This is a genomic window from Acinetobacter sp. ANC 4654, from assembly GCF_002135425.1.
GTDB lineage: Bacteria > Pseudomonadota > Gammaproteobacteria > Pseudomonadales > Moraxellaceae > Acinetobacter > Acinetobacter kyonggiensis.
The window spans coordinates 390,105-407,307 of record NZ_NEGL01000002.1; the positions used below are offsets into that span (position 1 = coordinate 390,105).

Annotated in this window: 10 protein-coding genes; all 10 read right to left on the bottom strand. The window is 40.1% G+C overall.

Annotated features, from left to right (window positions below):
- Positions 1–23 precede the first annotated feature (23 nt).
- Positions 24–1,811: a PP2C family serine/threonine-protein phosphatase gene (locus B9T24_RS05810; protein WP_086164906.1), complete on the bottom strand. Its 1,788-nt coding sequence runs from the start codon at positions 1,809–1,811 to the stop codon at positions 24–26.
- Positions 1,812–1,851: 40 nt separating this feature from the next.
- Positions 1,852–2,904: a TerY-C metal binding domain-containing protein gene (locus tag B9T24_RS05815; protein WP_086164907.1), complete on the bottom strand. Its 1,053-nt coding sequence runs from the start codon at positions 2,902–2,904 to the stop codon at positions 1,852–1,854.
- Between the two features lie 99 nt (positions 2,905–3,003).
- Positions 3,004–3,639, bottom strand: a complete 636-nt coding sequence (locus B9T24_RS05820; RefSeq protein ID WP_086164908.1) for a vWA domain-containing protein — start codon at positions 3,637–3,639, stop codon at positions 3,004–3,006.
- A 10-nt stretch (positions 3,640–3,649) separates the two neighbouring features.
- Positions 3,650–4,291 carry a TerD family protein gene (locus tag B9T24_RS05825; RefSeq protein ID WP_086164909.1) on the bottom strand — a complete coding sequence of 214 codons (642 nt, stop codon included), beginning with the start codon at positions 4,289–4,291 and terminating at the stop codon, positions 3,650–3,652.
- 30 nt (positions 4,292–4,321) lie between these two features.
- The gene (locus B9T24_RS05830) at positions 4,322–4,960 is read right to left on the bottom strand and encodes a vWA domain-containing protein (RefSeq protein ID WP_086164910.1); all 639 of its coding nucleotides are present in this window, start codon (positions 4,958–4,960) and stop codon (positions 4,322–4,324) included.
- Positions 4,961–5,310: 350 nt separating this feature from the next.
- Positions 5,311–6,501: an HlyD family type I secretion periplasmic adaptor subunit gene (locus B9T24_RS05835; protein ID WP_086164911.1), complete on the bottom strand. Its 1,191-nt coding sequence runs from the start codon at positions 6,499–6,501 to the stop codon at positions 5,311–5,313.
- A gap of 3 nt (positions 6,502–6,504) precedes the next feature.
- Positions 6,505–8,646, bottom strand: a complete 2,142-nt coding sequence (locus B9T24_RS05840; protein ID WP_086164912.1) for a type I secretion system permease/ATPase — start codon at positions 8,644–8,646, stop codon at positions 6,505–6,507.
- Entirely contained in the window at positions 8,643–10,145 is a 1,503-nt protein-coding gene (locus B9T24_RS05845; protein WP_086164913.1) for a TolC family outer membrane protein, read from the bottom strand. Before B9T24_RS05845 ends, B9T24_RS05840 begins: the two co-directional genes overlap by 4 nt.
- A gap of 867 nt (positions 10,146–11,012) precedes the next feature.
- A complete protein-coding gene (locus B9T24_RS05850) occupies positions 11,013–12,098 on the bottom strand; it encodes a glycosyltransferase family 2 protein (protein WP_086164914.1) in 1,086 nt (361 codons plus the stop codon).
- Positions 12,099–12,226: 128 nt separating this feature from the next.
- Positions 12,227–17,203, bottom strand: a 4,977-nt coding sequence (locus B9T24_RS17020) for a beta strand repeat-containing protein (RefSeq protein ID WP_143223737.1), incomplete at its 5' end; no start/stop codon positions are given.

Sequence of the window (17,203 nt, forward strand, 5' to 3'; positions counted from 1 at the left end):
ATTCACCTCATCTTTAAACTATTTTACTGAAGCAACTCTGCCTTATTTTTATTCCAAAGTACCGCCAAGGTACGGTCATCATGATGGCCTGGAGTAAAGAAATGCATCCACTCCAAAAGATTACTTGCAGCATTTTCAGTTTGTAATAAAGGAACTAACTGCCCATATAAGTCTTTCCATTTTTGCTGGTTTGCCAAACCAACCTCTGTTTCAAAGATAGGATCTGAAATACCATCGGTCATCACTATAATTGCATCAATATTGCTATAACATCCAATTTTGATCCGAGCGCCCAATTCTTGCCCAATACTGCGGTCTAAAAACTTGGTTTGACCTGCATATTCGCCACCATCCGCGACATTCATAATGCGAACCAGCTCATCGCTATAGGCTGCAATGACACCATCCCCGACTGAAAAAGTGCTCATAAACGTTTTATCTGGTTGGTGACACAGTACCGCGATTAATAAAGTTGTGGAAAAGGCCTTAGCAGCCACACCCATGTCTTGAGCGTGTTGTTCTATTTGAGTGATAATGGATTTATAAATTTCATAATAAACATGAAAAAATTGTTGATTCAATTTATGTGCAATGACTTTGGTTTGCTCATCTTGACTACCCACTCGCCATTTTTTGATATCTTCATTTAAAGATTCGATGGTGTAATCGTGTAAATAACGCTGAAATTCACTTTGCACAATTTCCACTGCAATACGTGAGCCTTCCCTAGAATACTGTGCACTCCCCGCTCCATCAGCAACTGCAATCACTGACCATGCACTATTCGGAATATGCATGATGGTAAAATCATCATCACGAAATGTCCCCGCATGTTCATGTGAGCGACCACGTCGACTGGCTGCAATGATCTTATAATCTTCAGTCTGTATCATTTTTTGTTCTGTATGCGTTTTAATAAAAGGCTGTTCTGCTTCAGGCTCCAGTACTTTCCATAAAGTTCGTGGATCAGGAATAATATTCATTTTGCACTTTGCCGTGCGCGTCTCATTTTTAATCCCGTATTGAAACGAAAAGATCAGTTCTTCTGCTCGTTCAGGTTTGCCTTGGATGGTCTGTGTTGCCTCATCAAAATAAAAATCATGCTCAGCAAATTTAAAACTGTCTGATTTAAATGTAATCTGTTTAGGATCATGCTTAGACATCACCATAATGCTTGATTGGTACGGTTGACCTACACGAGCATTCTCGACCTGAAATTTTACGTCATCTGCAAATACTTTATTAAATACATCCGCAATTTCGGCTCTATTTTTATTTTGATTGAGTGTCGTTGTATCTATGTGAATAGCATCTTGAATATTGACTTGATCTACGACTGATTCCGTTTTGTTGAAATGAGACTTTAAAGTCGTGCCCATATCATCAATTTTATTTTCAATGGATTGATCTAAATGTGGGTATTCCGTTTCACGTTGATCTTCTAAGTAAACCATCGCAGATGGTACTTTAGTGCTTTCTTCTGGCATTAAAAAAAGATTGGGTATGCTTTCTGCTGTATTGACAGGATCATCATTGGATTGAAGAATGGGTTCCATGATGGCAATCTCAAGCGCTTCAATTTCGGTCAATTTTAATGGCGCAGCGGCTTTTTCTTGAGCAAAATTTGGCTTTGTTTCAGGTTGGGAAATTCCGATGCCTAAACCCGATTTTGGCTTAAGGCGCAAGGCTTGTAATAACTTGGATAATTGTCCTAAATTTTCATCAGTAGAAATATAGCGAATAAATTGATCATTCAATCCCATATCATTTTTTTCTAACAATGTTTTTATTTTACATTTAAATTCAGTCATCACTTTCCCCCAGTCTGAACCATTTTGCTATTTTTATGCCTTAACCTTGCCCACGAGTGAGATTAAAATCTTCCCCAGATGCAGAAAAACTAATTTGACGAAGACACCATGGACAAACTGCAAATTCACTGTATCCGTCATAGCACATCAAATTGCCACATGCACACATTGCAAAAGCTGTTTCAGCATAACAATGAGGGCAATTAGAACCGCCCTCTAAAACAGAGGTATTAATTTTAGGCTTTTCAGCAGTATGATCTGTCCAACTAAAATAATCCTCTGAAATACCTGTACACGTTTGTAATTTAAAATTGTATAAATTGATATTTACATCAGAAAGCTCGCCATACTGTAAATGACGTGTATATTTTAAAATATAAGGATGATGCAGCTTTTGACAACGTCCTATAAATGTCACCGTACGATCATCAACCTGACCTTTTCGGAATGAAAGTTTCTCTTTAGCCAAATGCATATAGCGCTCATCTAATGGCAAAAGATCTTGTTTTTCTTGATTATTCCCAACACTAATACTTTGTGAAACCACAGAAGCACTAATCCATTTACATAGGCTTTTGACATATTCATGATCAATCTGGGTCAATGAAATACAATGTGTTGTTAAACGTTTTAATATGGAAAAATCAACATCTTGCCCCAAACCAATAGCGACTAAGGTCACTTTGTTTTCATATTTAGCTTTCCAACGAGAAATCGCATCTTCATAATCATCTGTCGGACGACCATCCGTAAATAAATATACAATCGGTTTCCAGTCCCCTTTGACATCTGCCGTCGTTCTCATCACAGAACGTTCAATTTCTTTAGCCAAATGATCAAGTGCTTTGCCTAAATGTGTACCTCCACCTAAAGGAAGTTCACAACTTCTATAGGCAAAAAGCTCTGTCAACGGTACTAAAGTTCGTACAATTCCTGCATAAGCAAGCACTGAAACATAGACCGTTTCTAAAGCATAGGGATCGGTACGCAAACCACTCATGATAAAATCAATGCCTTCCTGTACTGCCTGTAAAGGCTGTCCAGCCATAGATTCAGAACAATCAATGACGAAAAAAACGGGTAATCGGCGCATATTTTTTACCTAGGTTGTTTTTGTTATATCAATCAAATATAAAGTGTTGGGATATTCAAAAGACCGTTATGAATGGTGCCTATGTCTTTTGAATACGGACTATAAAACCAACTGAATTTCCGATGGCGGTGGTGGTAAAGAAATAGAGTCAGTCACTCCAGCACTGCTACTCCCCGCAACCACACTGGCTGAAACCCACTTAAAGAAACTTGAAAAAGAATTAGAGTCCATTGTGTCGAGTACAACCACCTGATTGGTTAGCTGTAATAAGAATTCTGTTTTCGCTTTCGGTCCCGCAGCACAAGCGACAATACTGGCAAAGTTTAATTGCTGAATGACAGGTACAATTTGTTGATACGCATAAACGTCCGATGGTGAACCATCTGTCATTAAGAATAACAATGGACGCCAATCTCCTCTTTGCTCGTCTGTCGTTTTTTTAACATTTTGCTGAACTTCATGCGTTAACAACTCCAAAGCAGCGCCCATAAAAGTTGCACCCACATTCGGTACATCAATATCTGGAATTTGGATTTGATCTAAAGGCGTTAAAGGCAAATATACTTTTGCGTCCATATCAAAGGTGATGACGCTCAAATGTACACTTTCTAAAGCATAAGGATCCTGCCTTAATGCGCTGAGCATAGACTGAAGCCCAACATTGAGAGAATGAATCGGTTCTCCTCGCATAGAACCCGAGGTATCAAGCAAAATATAAACTGGTAGACGACGCATTTTTATCTCTTTAGACGTATTTTTTTAACCATTCTACAAAATTATCAGATGCAGAAGATGAACCTAGCGCATTAAATTTCCAGCCATTACTTTCACGAACCAATTCTGCAAATAATAATGAACGTTGTTGATCATATTGATCTTTTCCTGACAAATTAAAACGCACCATCTCTTTACCAGAAGCATCAACTGCACGAATAAATGCATTCTGCACTTGACCAAAGTGCTGATTATTTTTAGCGCCCTCATAAATCTGAACAATAAATACAATCTTGTGATAATCATTCGACAGTGAATTTAACTTCACAATAATTTGTTCATCATCCCCATCACCTGCCCCAGTACGATTATCTCCGGTCAGCCAAATGTCCCCTGAACGATGTTTTAAATTATTAAAAAAAATTACATCACTGTTTTTAAGCGTTGGATTTCCTGACGCATCACGTCCAACATCTCGGACTGTATCGTTTGCATCACATAAAAAAGCAACCACATCGAGATCATATTCGGCAGGTTGCTCACCAAATAATCCCCCTAAAAAACGCTTCTTTTGTGCTGCAATATCCCAACCTAAACCTATAGTGACTAAAGACAAATTATGTTGTGATTTTTCAAGACTTAAACCTTGCCCTTTGGCTAATGTGATGGCCATTATTATTTCCTTTGTATTATTAAATTTTAATTAGAGTACAACATTTACTTCTGGTGGTGGCGGTGGTAAATCATTCAATCCACTCACTTCTTTCTGATCAGCATCAACTTTTTGACTGCCCGTAGAAATACTTGCAGAAACCCATTTAAAGAATGCCTTGATGGTATTGGTATCGGCAGTTGCCAACTCGACCACAACCTCAGTGATTTGCTTTAAAATTGAAGTATCGGCATTGTGACCTGCTGCACAGGCAATAATCATTCCTGTTTTTACTTGTTTTAATTTTTCAAAGCCTTTTTTCCAATCATCAGTAGGAACACCATCCGTCATAATAAAAATTAATGGTTTCCAATCTCCCCGAGTTTCAGGCGTTGTTTTTTGAACTTCTTGTTCAATTTTATCCGCCAATAAGACCAATGCTTCGCCTAACTGTGTTGTTCCTGTCGCTTGTAATGGTGGAGAGTTAAACATTGCAATTTCAGTCAAAGGGATTATTTGTTTTGCATGTGTGTCAAAACTAATGATCGAAAGATACGCTGTTTCTAATGCATAAGGATCTTGTCTTAATGAAGAAACCAGTGTCTCAACACCATTTTTGACTGCTTCGATAGGTTCCCCCATCATTGATCCTGATGTATCGAGTAATAAATAAACTGGTAATCTTCTCATTTTCACCCCTAAAAAATTTTAAATTTTTTCTTATTCTGCCACGGCTCATCACAAAATTTGATTCGGCACAAAAGTACCTATAATTTTTTTCTATTGAGTATTAATAATATTAAGCAAAGAGAACCACAAGTGAAAGTTACAATTTTTTGATCACTCATTCAAATCTCCTTGATGAAATTCATTAGATAAGTTGCAACAAACCACCATTCAACCTGTATGACCAAAACTTAAAGCAAATAGGCTTATCCATTATTTTCAAAAGTCACAACGGATGAGTTAAGCCTAAAATTTTGGATTACTCATCAATTGTTATTCATGTTCTCGTTCAATATTTGATGAAACATTGCAGCCTATCGTTCGCGCAATGCTTCTTGCGCTTTATTAAAGGGTTTAATCAAATAATCCAAGACTGTTTTCTCACCCGTACGAATATCCACGGTTGCCACCATGCCGGGGGTAATACTGAATTTTTTCCCTGCTTTATTGCTTAATTTGTCTGAATCTGTGCGGATATAAACCCGATAGTAAAATTGATCCTGCTTCACTTCATCCCGCAAAGTATCTGGCGAAATGATAGTAACTTTGCCTTTCAATCCGCCATAAATCGAATAGTCATAGGCGGTGATCTTGACCAAGGCTTCCTGTCCGGGATGAATAAAGGCAATATCCCGCGGTGAAATTCTCGCTTCAATCAGCAGTTGTTCATCTAAAGGGACTATCGTCATCAATTTGCCATTTTGCGGCACAATGCCACCAATGGTCATGACATCAATTTCTTTGACCACACCACGGACGGGTGATTTAAACACTGCACGGCTTAAGGTATCCGTCTTGCCCTTTACCACTTGTTGTTGAGTTTCAATATCGGTATTTGCCTTCGACAACTCTTCACGCGATTTCACATAATATTGGTTGCGTATATCATTCATTTGATTACGTAATTCATTGGCCTGACGCTTTAAACGTAAAACTTCAACTTCACTCGCCGCCCCTTTGGCAACCAAAGGTTCCGTCATGGCTAATTCTTGTTGCACCAGAACCAAAGCCTGCGCTAAACCAGAAATGGATTCTTCCAAATTGGCACGACGTGAACGGTACAAAGCCGTTTCTTCATGCACCAATTGGGTTTCGGATAACACTTCAGGCGGGAAAATCAGGGCTGTACCATTGACCTCCGCACGTAGCCGCGCCGCTGTCGCTCGGGATGACATCAGCAATGACTCTGACTCACCCACATTGGATGCAAATCGTGTTGGATCTAACTGTGCCAAGACTTGACCTTGAGTGACAATTTCCCCTTCATGCACATTCATTTTGGTGACAATACCGCCTTCTAAAGACTGAATAATTTGCTCTTTAGACGATGGAATGACTTTACCTGTTCCAGTAGAAACTTCTTCCAATTTAAACAACCAAGCCCAAGCCAAAATAACCAATAAGCCAATACAAATAATCCAAATAAAAATACTTGCTTTTGGTAGTGGTGGTTCTAATTCCACCACCTTCATTGGACGTTGTAATGCTAATTTTTTCTCGCCCATGATTTAGCCCCCGACCACATGCACTTTTTGTGGTTGTTGATTGTGATTTTGGTTCAAAATTTGATCCCGTGGCCCATCCATCACCACCTTGCCGTCATTAATGACAATAATCCGATCCACCAATTCCAAAACAGCACGACGATGTGTTGCAACCAGCAATGTTTTTTGCCCAAGCCAGCCTTTTAAATGCTCAATGAATTGTTTTTCCGAGACATCATCAATGGAAGCTGTAGGTTCATCTAAGAGCAGAATATTCGGTTGACGAATCAGCAAGCGCGACAACAGTAAGGCTTGTTTTTGTCCCCCAGAAAAACCGACACCGCCTTCTAAAATAATGTGGTCTAAGCCTTCTTTCTTTTCTTGTACGAAGTTAATCGCCCCCGTGATTTTCAGTGCAGCTAAAATTTCTTCATCATTGGCTAAAGGCGCGCCTAAAGTTAAGTTTTCGCGGACCGTGCCAAAAAATAAATGCGCGTTCTGATTTAATAACGCCATATCACGACGCACATCTGAAGGATCAATCAAACCTAGCTCTACACCATCTAATTTAATTTTTCCTTGCACAGGTGTCTGCATCCCAGACAATAATTGCAATAAAGTCGATTTACCTGCCCCATTACGCCCAAGAATGGCGATTTTCTCACCCACTTTAATTTCAAGCTTCGCAATCATCAAACTGGGCTTGGGATCATCTTTGCCATATTTAAAATCCACGCCTGTTAATTCATAATGCCCATTCAGCACTGGTCGATGGATTAAATGCGCATGATCGGGTTGATCGACTGCTTTTTTCATTAACTCATCTAAACCCATTTTTGCGACTTTGGCTTGTTGCCAACGTCCTAATACCCCAGTGATTTGTGCAATTGGACCCAACATGCGAGAAGACAACATCGAACACGCCACCAAAGCACCTGTGCTCATATCACCTTTCATCACTGCAAAAGCACCCACCAAAACCACAATAGCAAAAGCCAAGCCTTGGATTTTTTGTGTCCATGCCGACATGACCCCGACAATTTTACGTTGTCGCATCGAAACATCCGCAGATGCTTCATTCATATGGTTCCATTGGTTTTGAAAGCGTGCTTCGGCACGAAGTAATTTAATATCTTCAATGCCTTGTACCGCTTCAACCAACATGGCATTACGAATCGCTCCTTCGCGCATCCCTTCATTGGCCAGTTTAGCCAAAGGTTTTTGCGCCAATAAACCGGGAAGAATCATTAAAGGCACAATAACCAACATCACCCAAAATAAATTGCCACCAATCAGCCAAAAAATGCCAAGAAATAAGAAGAAAAAGGGTAAATCTGAAATGGCGGAGATTGTGGTCGAGGTTACCAAATCGCGCACACCCTCCAGTTCACGGATTTGTGAAATAAAACTCCCCGTTGATTTAGAACGTTCACTATTTTTAATTCTGAGGGCATGACCAAAAACCCGATCAGAAATACGTAAATCGGCACGCTTACCAATAATGTCAGATAAATAAATCCGTGCGACTTTTAAACTAAATTCAAAAATAGCCGCAATTAACACCCCACCCGCCAGTACCCAAAGCGTGGTGGTCGATTGTGCAGGGATGACCCGATCATAGACATTCATGGAAAAAACGATGGTGGCCAAGGCCAAAATATTGGCCAGCATGGATGCAAACATGACATCGACATAACGCTTCCAGTCGCGTAAAACAATCGACCAAAACCAGCTGCTTTCATAGGGTTTAATATATTCATCGACGCGCGCATCAGGCACTGACTTTGCAGGTCGGAGAATATAAACATGACCAATATTTTCCTTCAGTACATCGAGCGTTAAGATTTGCGCCAGTCCCTGATCACCACTGAACTGAACACTGGCATTGCCATCGACATCGACCTTGTCAATAATCGCCACTTGCCCACTATGAAATTCAACCAGCACGGGCAGACGCCATGGGTTGATTAAATCTTCACTAAAACTGGCTTTGCGCAGGCTCATGCCAATTTGGCGTGTGATTAAGGTCAAGATGTCATCAATGCTCTGATTCGGATTCCAATCCAATTGCAAACGAATACGTTCTTCAGAAGGCTCGATACGATAATGCTTGGCAATGGTGAAGACCGCTTGCAGCCACGGTTGATAATTGATGCTATGACTCATGGCTGCACCTCAAACCCTTGAATGGAAATATTATTGAGGTCATATAGGTCACGTGAACGACCCGTGACTCTGATATATCTCACAATAGCGCTATAAATGTCATAACGTGCGGCTTCAATTTCTTGTGCTGCACTGTGAATCGCTTGTTCTGCATTTAATAAATCCACCACTGTGCGTGTCCCTAATTTATATTGTTCTTGATACAGCTCTTTGGTACGAACCGTGGTTTCTTTTCTGGCCGCCAACACACCGATTTGCCTTTGTTTATTTTCAATTTCTTCACGAATCAATCGGATTTGATCTAACACCTCAAGATAGGTGGTATTGACTTGCGCCTTTGCTGCCTCTTCTGCATAACTGGCCGCACGTGTTTGCGAAGCGATTGCACCACCTTGATAAAAATTGCTCGATGCTTCTAGCATGATGGAATTATAAAAACCGTCATCTTCATTATTATTGGGGTTTCGACCATTAATGGCTTGGCTTAAAGAGCCTTTGACGTTCAACGTAGGATAATTGCTCAGTTTGGTTTTTTGCTTTTGTAATTTTGCAACTTCCACCGCCACTTGTGCCACCATCATGCTGGGAATTTGATTAAATTCTGGATCACGATACAGTTCAGAATCTTTAACCAAACGTTCTGGAATTTGCCAGTGGATTGCGGATATATCATAACCCAGCAGAGTTCTGAGCTTTTGTTGATACTGCCCGAGGTAGGTTTGTTGAATAATTAAATTCGATTGTGCCGCTTCTAAATTCGACTGTGCTTGGATGGGATCAGCTTGGCTACTAATACCCGCTTTGGCACGTAAATTGGCAATTTCAGCAATCCGGCCAATGCCCTTGATTTGCTGATTTGCAATCAACACAATGTCCTGATAACGCTTGATATTGACAATCGCATCGGCAACTTGGTAGGCCATATCATCCATCGTCACCAGCACCTTAGCTTGTTCTTGTAATCGTTTGGCTTGCTCAACATTGACTGAGGTTTTAACCTTCCCAAAGTCATACAGCATTTGCGTCGCGGAAAGACTCAGTACTTGCCGCCCACGCTCCCCCGAAGTTAAATCCCCAGTGCCAATCCCACCCGAAAGTTGCGGATAGTACTGCGCTTTTGCCACATCAATATAGGCACTTTGAGCAGCGACTGACGCAATACTCTGGGTAATTTCAGGTCGGCGTTGTAATACCGCTAAAATCGCCTCATTAAAATTTAAGCTTGTTGCATAACCCGCAAATGGTTTTTGCCTTACAGCATTAGCCCCTACGGCTAGGGTCACTTGCGGCAATTCTTGAACTTGAGAAGTATCTAATTGAAAATGACTGAATGAGCGAACACTGACTTTATTGACATCTTCTGCCGGTTTTGGGGTAAACAGTTGACTGATTCCACTCTTCACAGAAGTTAAATAGTCTGTTGATGTTTCTGCATGAACAGATGCAATGGGTACATAAAAAGGCAAAAGTAAAATTATTGTAACCCTTGTTTTCATCATTAAGTAATTTATAATTAAAATTGATTTTCTTATTTAACCATATATTCTTAATTATTCCACCTGCATTTTAAACCAAAATAAAAATAAAAATTCATTATAAACATAAAAAACACAACCTCTTAGAATAACAACAAATACAAAAAATAGAGCAGATTAAAATCCAGTACAAATCATTTTAGATAACGAGCATCACTCAAACATCGTATTAAAATATTTTATTTTATCGAGCAAAAAAACTCACTTATATCATTTAATAAAAAAGACCTAAGCATCATAATTATTTTGATAAAATTTATATTATTTTCACACCACATGCTCATTAAAATTCAATTTTATTTTCTTCTCCAGCCTTATTCAGAACCATGACATGAATATATAAAATCATTAAAACCATATTTAAATTAATATAAATCAAATACTTAAAACATTTACTCATTCCACCCATGCTGATTTTTAATTTAATAAAGACTCAAGCACATGTTGATCATTTGAAAAAATAAAAACCATATTAAATATAAGACATTAATTCAAAACAGGATCAGCACAATATAAACACCATACAACCCATTTAAAAAATCCAACCAATTGCAACAATTTACAATATAAAAAATAAACCCTTTATTAAAGTTAAAAAATTAGAATATAGAACAACAAGATTGAATTTACCAACATCTCAATTAATGCATAAATTCATCTTTAAATAGTCATTAAGTGAATAACATTCAGCATAAAAATTATTCATAGTTTAGCAAATTAATATTTTATTTTTAGCTTAACTACATTAAAATTAAAAACATAAATAATAATAGATTAACCACCACAAAAAATATGAGTGGCAGTTAATATAGTTTTTAGGTTTATTAAATTTTATTTAAAAAATTTTTCATTGGCTAAAATACGTTCCTTTTGTGACATCGGATATTTATTGTCTGTAATCAATTTTTGTATTGCTGCCTTACCCGCATCACGATAGGCAACACAATAACTTGCTGCAACAGCAAGTTCGTCCAAAGCACGCCACTCATACACACTGGCATCCACAAATAATTTATCTTGCGGTAGGCTAATATTGACAGCTTGCTGTGCAAAATAACTCGCCAAATCAAAAGTTTTCTTCCCTCTATAATATCGTGCTAATTCATATAGTGGTTCTGCGCGTTGCTGCCGAGCAATCCAACTTTGTAGATACTCTTTGTAGACAATTTCTTCACTTAGCCCCAGACGTTCAGCCATTTGAGCCGCACGAAATTGCGCCATCCAACGCTCTTCTTCCCAACCACCTGCACTGGCTCTTTTTAAGTAAAACTCACGACTTTTTTCTAATAATTTTGCATCACGATAACTCTGGGCTAAATAAAATAAATAGCGCAAATTATCAGGTTCATCCTGCAAACCTTGCTCCAGTAATGCAATGTCCTTTAAATAAGTATCGGCAATTTTTGCTCGTGCACCATCATGCTGAACACAAATATTCAAGCCTTCTAAGGTATGCCAAACATGGGGCGATGCAGAGTGTAAAAATTCATGTAATACGCCTTTCCAAATCCATGTTAACTGGGTCGAAACCAAAGCATTACGTCTATAACGCAAACTGCCATAAACCACATTAAAATAATAAGCAGACTCTTTTAGCGGGGGAAGGCTAAAATCTGGATCGGTAAATAAGGTTTCATCTGCATCAATAAAGAGTAAATAGTCCGTATGCGGTAAATCATTGGATTGAGCCAGTTCAATTGCTTCTGTACGATTAAAGCCAAAATTTTTCCAAGGACGTTCATATAACTGTCCGGGTATATCTTTTAAATAGTCCTGAATAAGCTTCTGAGTACCATCGCTAGAACCCGTATCCACAATACACCAAGAGTCTATCCATGGTTTTACAGAGGCTAAACATCTTAAAATAACATGAGCTTCATTTTTGACAATCATATTAAGGCGAATATGCGTTTCCATTAAATTCAAAATCTCCTCATTTATATAATCAACACAAAAATATACATTAAATTAATGCCTTATCAACTTATAAGACACTTTGCAAACCAATTTACAAAGTGCCTTTTGCATCCCTTAAATTCTAAAATCTAAAAGATAATTTGATCGTTATTCAATAAATCTTGCAGATTTGTGTCGATATTTTTTAAGATCAGTAAATCGACTTTTCCTGTAAAGGCTGTACCACCACCATCACGGTCAATGCGAATAACCGTATCAGTGCCATTAAAACTGACCGACAAATAATCACCTAAATTTGCATCGGTTTGATGACCATCTAAGAGACTCGCGATATTAATTTTATCTGCTTCGGTATTGGTATTTACATTTCCGAGGGTAAAATCAGTCCACGTATCAGTGCCATTGCCACCTCTTGTATCAAGATTATCTAATAACTCAAACAATGCAGTATCGGCACCAGTACCACCCGTGAGCGTATCATTACCAGATCCACCAATCAGTAAATCCTTGCCTGCCCCGCCATTTAAGATGTCGTTACCGTCTCCGCCACGCAGTAAATCATGGCCTGAACCGCCAATCAGCGTATCGTCACCATCGTAGCCATATAATCGAACACTTTCGGTTTTGGTAGAATGATCCAATATATTGGCTAAAGTATTGCCTTCGAAAATGTATTCTTGACCATTGCTGAATTGATCCAGCAAATTCACGTCAACTAAGCGATCACCGCTTGCTGATGCCGATTCGCCTTGACTGTCAATTGCAGTGAGGGAAACCGAGTTTAGGACATTGGTTGTCAGCAAGTTCCCCGTCAACAAAGTGCCATCTTCAGCTCTTAACTCGACTGCGGCTAATAGCTCATTCATGGCAAGATTACTGATGGTTTTGCCATCCAACGATGTAATGATGAGCGTATTACTATAACCAAGCAGATTTAATAAACCACCCTTAGTCACAGATTCAACTTTTAAGCCCAACTCTGCTGCTAATTCTGCACTCACAGAATAGTAAGCACGGGTTAGACCCACATTCACCACTGGTTGATAGACCAATTCAACACGCTGTAAATTATGATTCACATCAATCACTGAATAGGCCTGACGGCTTAAATCCAGTAACCCAAGTGCATCTGCACCAATCAAGCCTAAAAGCTGATTGAGTTCGACACTCACTTCTGGTGCAACATTGTTTGGATCAAAGTCTGGTAAATATTTATTGGCATCCTCTAAACTACCGACAATTAAATCCACATTGTGTGTATCGGTATCGCCATCTCCATCTTTAATTTCAATGCCAATATTGAGATGATCATCAGCTTTAATTAAGTCATAAGTGGCTTGATCAACCGTTTTATCTCCAATAATTAATTTACCTGACTTCAACAAGTACGAAATCAAGTCTTCCTTATTGGCAAACTGCCCTACAAAGCCTGTCACACCCTCAAGCACAATCACTTGATCGACTGCCGTTGCGGTATTGCCTGTACTGCTGATATGAATTTCAGTATTGCCCGCATTTTCAACAAAGAAGAGATACTGACCAATGTTTACCGAGTTCGTTCCCACACGGCTCGCGCCAGACAATAGACTGGAAAGATCAAGTACATCACCACCTTGAGCAACCGAACGGATATCAAAATCCTTAATCCTATCGGTTGCTGGCACTCCCACAGTACCTTGATCACCTGCTTCCCAGCGGAAAACGTCACGACCCAAGCCACCGGTTAAAATGTCATTACCTTGACCGCCAATAATGATGTCATTGCCTGCACCACCATTAATCGTATCAGCACCAGTACCACCACGAATAATGTCAGCAAAGTTACTGCCTATGATGGTGTCATCTCCACCTAGACCGTAGATACGAACCGAAGAAGTGGCGCTACTTTGATCTAAATTAACATCATTGGCTGATGTCCCTTTAATAATAGAACTATTTGCAGCGCTAGTAGAACCTAATACATTTGCACCTAATACTGAAGTTACCGACTCAGTATCACCCAACGTATTTGCATCAGTCACTTTCAAGGTATAAGTAGGCACTACTTTTAAATCAATGCCCAAAGCAGCATTATTAATATAAACAGTACCTAAAAATTCATTTAATACCTCACTAGAAACAGGCAATCCATTTGTAGCAGTAATGGTGAGTTTGCTTCCAAAAATACCACTATTATCAATTGTTTGCCCTGCTGTTGTAACAGTTAAACCTAATTCCTGAGCAAGCTCTACTGACCATTGTAATTTTAAATTGCTTAACCCAAGTGTAGATAACAAACCAGCCAGCCCACCGCCTACGGCATTAAGTAAACCAGTCAATCCTAATAAGTTAAAGATTCCACCAAGTACAGGTACATTAGAAATAAAGCTCCCTAAAGCTGCCGATAATGAAACATCAACACTTGTAATGTTTTCATTCGCATCACTGACACTGAATAATTGATTTTGACTTAAATCCACAACACCCAAAGCATTCGCATCAACAATACCCAGCAAGCCGCCACTAGAGTTAATCTTCGCCTCAGGCGCTTCGTTGACTGCAACGCCCTGACCTGTCACCTCTACAGTATAGTTACCTGTATTCAGATTCACTGTAATGGTCTCACCGCGGACAGTGGTGACAATTAACGATGTGCCTGAACTATCCGTCACGGTATGAGCAGCCACGACATTGGTGCCCGTAAAACTAGGTGTACCCACCGTAGTTCCATCGTAGGTGAAATTCACACCTTCAACAGTGACTTTACTCACATGTGCGCCTTCGGCATCACCACCAAACGTTGCGACGGCACTACCGCGATAGGTTTGCGGTGTACTCACAATCAGCGTATCTGCTCCTTGTGTCACAGTTTGGGTTAAATTGGCACTAGCAGCTGGTGTTGCAGTCGGTACGTCATCGGCAATTTCAAGTTTCAGTACATCATGGGGCTGACCGCCTGCCAAGACTGGAATGTTAATCGTGAGCTTGTCTGCACCTGCTAATTTATGGTCAAAACTATGACTTTGTACAATGCTGTATGTACCAGCATCTGTAAGGGTAATTTTTAATGCCTCAACACCATTTGCTTTTGCAATAAATGGATCAGCACTTGTACCTGTACCACTCCATACCAGCGGTACACCACCAACAGTCAGTGGAACTGGATTACCATTACCATCAACAGCCGTCACTGGCTCTGTGGCATTATTCATGCCCAAACCTATACCTGCTTTAAGATTACTGCCTGTTACAGGTGGGTTTGCACCTGTGCCTGCAAGCACGGCATCACTTAAGAGGGCAGGAATATTAAGGCTATAAGGTTCATCATCAACGGCTGGTAAGGATGCATTCCCTGCGGCATCTGTAAATATAGCTTTTACATGAACATCACCCGCACCTTTGGCAAATTGACTGCCTGGAATGGTTGCTGTCCATGTCCCTGTCAATGTGTTTACAATCGCCTGATAATCTTGCCCGTTCACTGTGACTGTGATGCTCGTTGTGACTGCATCAACAGGGATAGTCACTGTACCTGTTACCGAGATATTCGTGCCCGCTTCGCCTGTATCAACCACACCATCGCCTGCGATTGGTGTATTAATCGCAACTGTACCGCCTATAGGGGCAAGCGTATCAATTTCAAAATTCAGTTTTGGTGATTGATTTGAGACATTACCATTGCTGTCTGACACCGTATAAGCAATGTCATAATTAGTATCTGGCCAACCAGTCGTAGGTGTGTAGCTCCATTTACCATCCGCCTGCACAATGATGGGGGTTCCTGCTCCAGTCACTGCAATACCATTGACATAAAGCGTTATGATTTCTCCTTGTGTCCGTCCGCTACCTGTAATTTCTGGACGATTATCATTGGTCACCGAGCCATCGGAAATATTGCCTATATGCAATGGAATATCATCAATGGCTATTGGGGCAAGCGTTGGAACGGCTGGCGGTAAAACATCAACAATAATTGAATTAGATGTACGATCAACAGTACCCCACTCATCTGTTGCTGTGACCTCAATTGGATTTTGACCTTCTCGTACAGCGACATTTACATTGAGTATTCCACTGCCCACTTCTGCTGCATTAAGAATATATTTGTCACCATTGACAACAACGATGTCTCCCGCTTTAGCACCTGTACCCAAGGTAATTTTAACGGCTGTATAATTTTTACCATTCATTTCGACAATATTGAGCGTACCATCCACATTCGCATCATTCGGGAAGGCAATTGACTCTACAATATTGCGAGCTGCACCATCGACACTGATATCCTTCGAAGTATCATCTAAGAGAGCACCTGCCCCCGTTTTTATTTCAACCTGAAGTGTTTCCTTTTGCCCTTGTGTGACTGGAACATTATTAAACTCCACATAGCCATTACTTATATCCGCGGCAATTACTGTATGGTTTATGCCATCCAAAGTAACAACATCACCTACTCGAACATCGGCACCAATCTGAACACGCACATCAACGGTATTGCCTGCACCTAACTCGCTATTATCAATAACATTATTGTGATTAGCATCGTTTACAACCTCAACATTGCCAATGTATTTACCCGCTGATACTTCAAAAAATTTAAATTCTACATCTGTTTGACCTTGTGGATTCTTAGCGTCTACACGAATAAAATTTAGCCCATCAACAACAGTTACAGGAACTGTAATTTCTTTAGCAACGATATCCGCTGGGATCAATGTGTGGCTTGTACCATTGACAATAACCGTGTCACCCGCTTTTGCATCTTGGCCTAAAGAAATCGTTATTGTATTTGGGCCATCCCGAAGCTCTCCCTGACTTAATTTACCATTAGAGTCAGCATCAGAATTTAGTTTAGTTCCTGTTATCAAATCAGCTGAACCACTTACACCCGTAGAGCCTGTTCCACCTGTAGCACCCGTTACACCTGTAGAACCCGTTGCGCCAATATCACCCGTCGCACCGGTAGAGCCTGTTCCGCCTGTAGCGCCAGTCACACCTGTAGAACCTGTTGCGCCAATATCACCCGTCGCACCGGTAGAGCCTGTTCCGCCTGTAGCGCCAGTCACACCTGTAGAACCCGTTGCACCTATATCGCCAGTTGCACCGGTAGAGCCTGTTCCGCCTGTAGC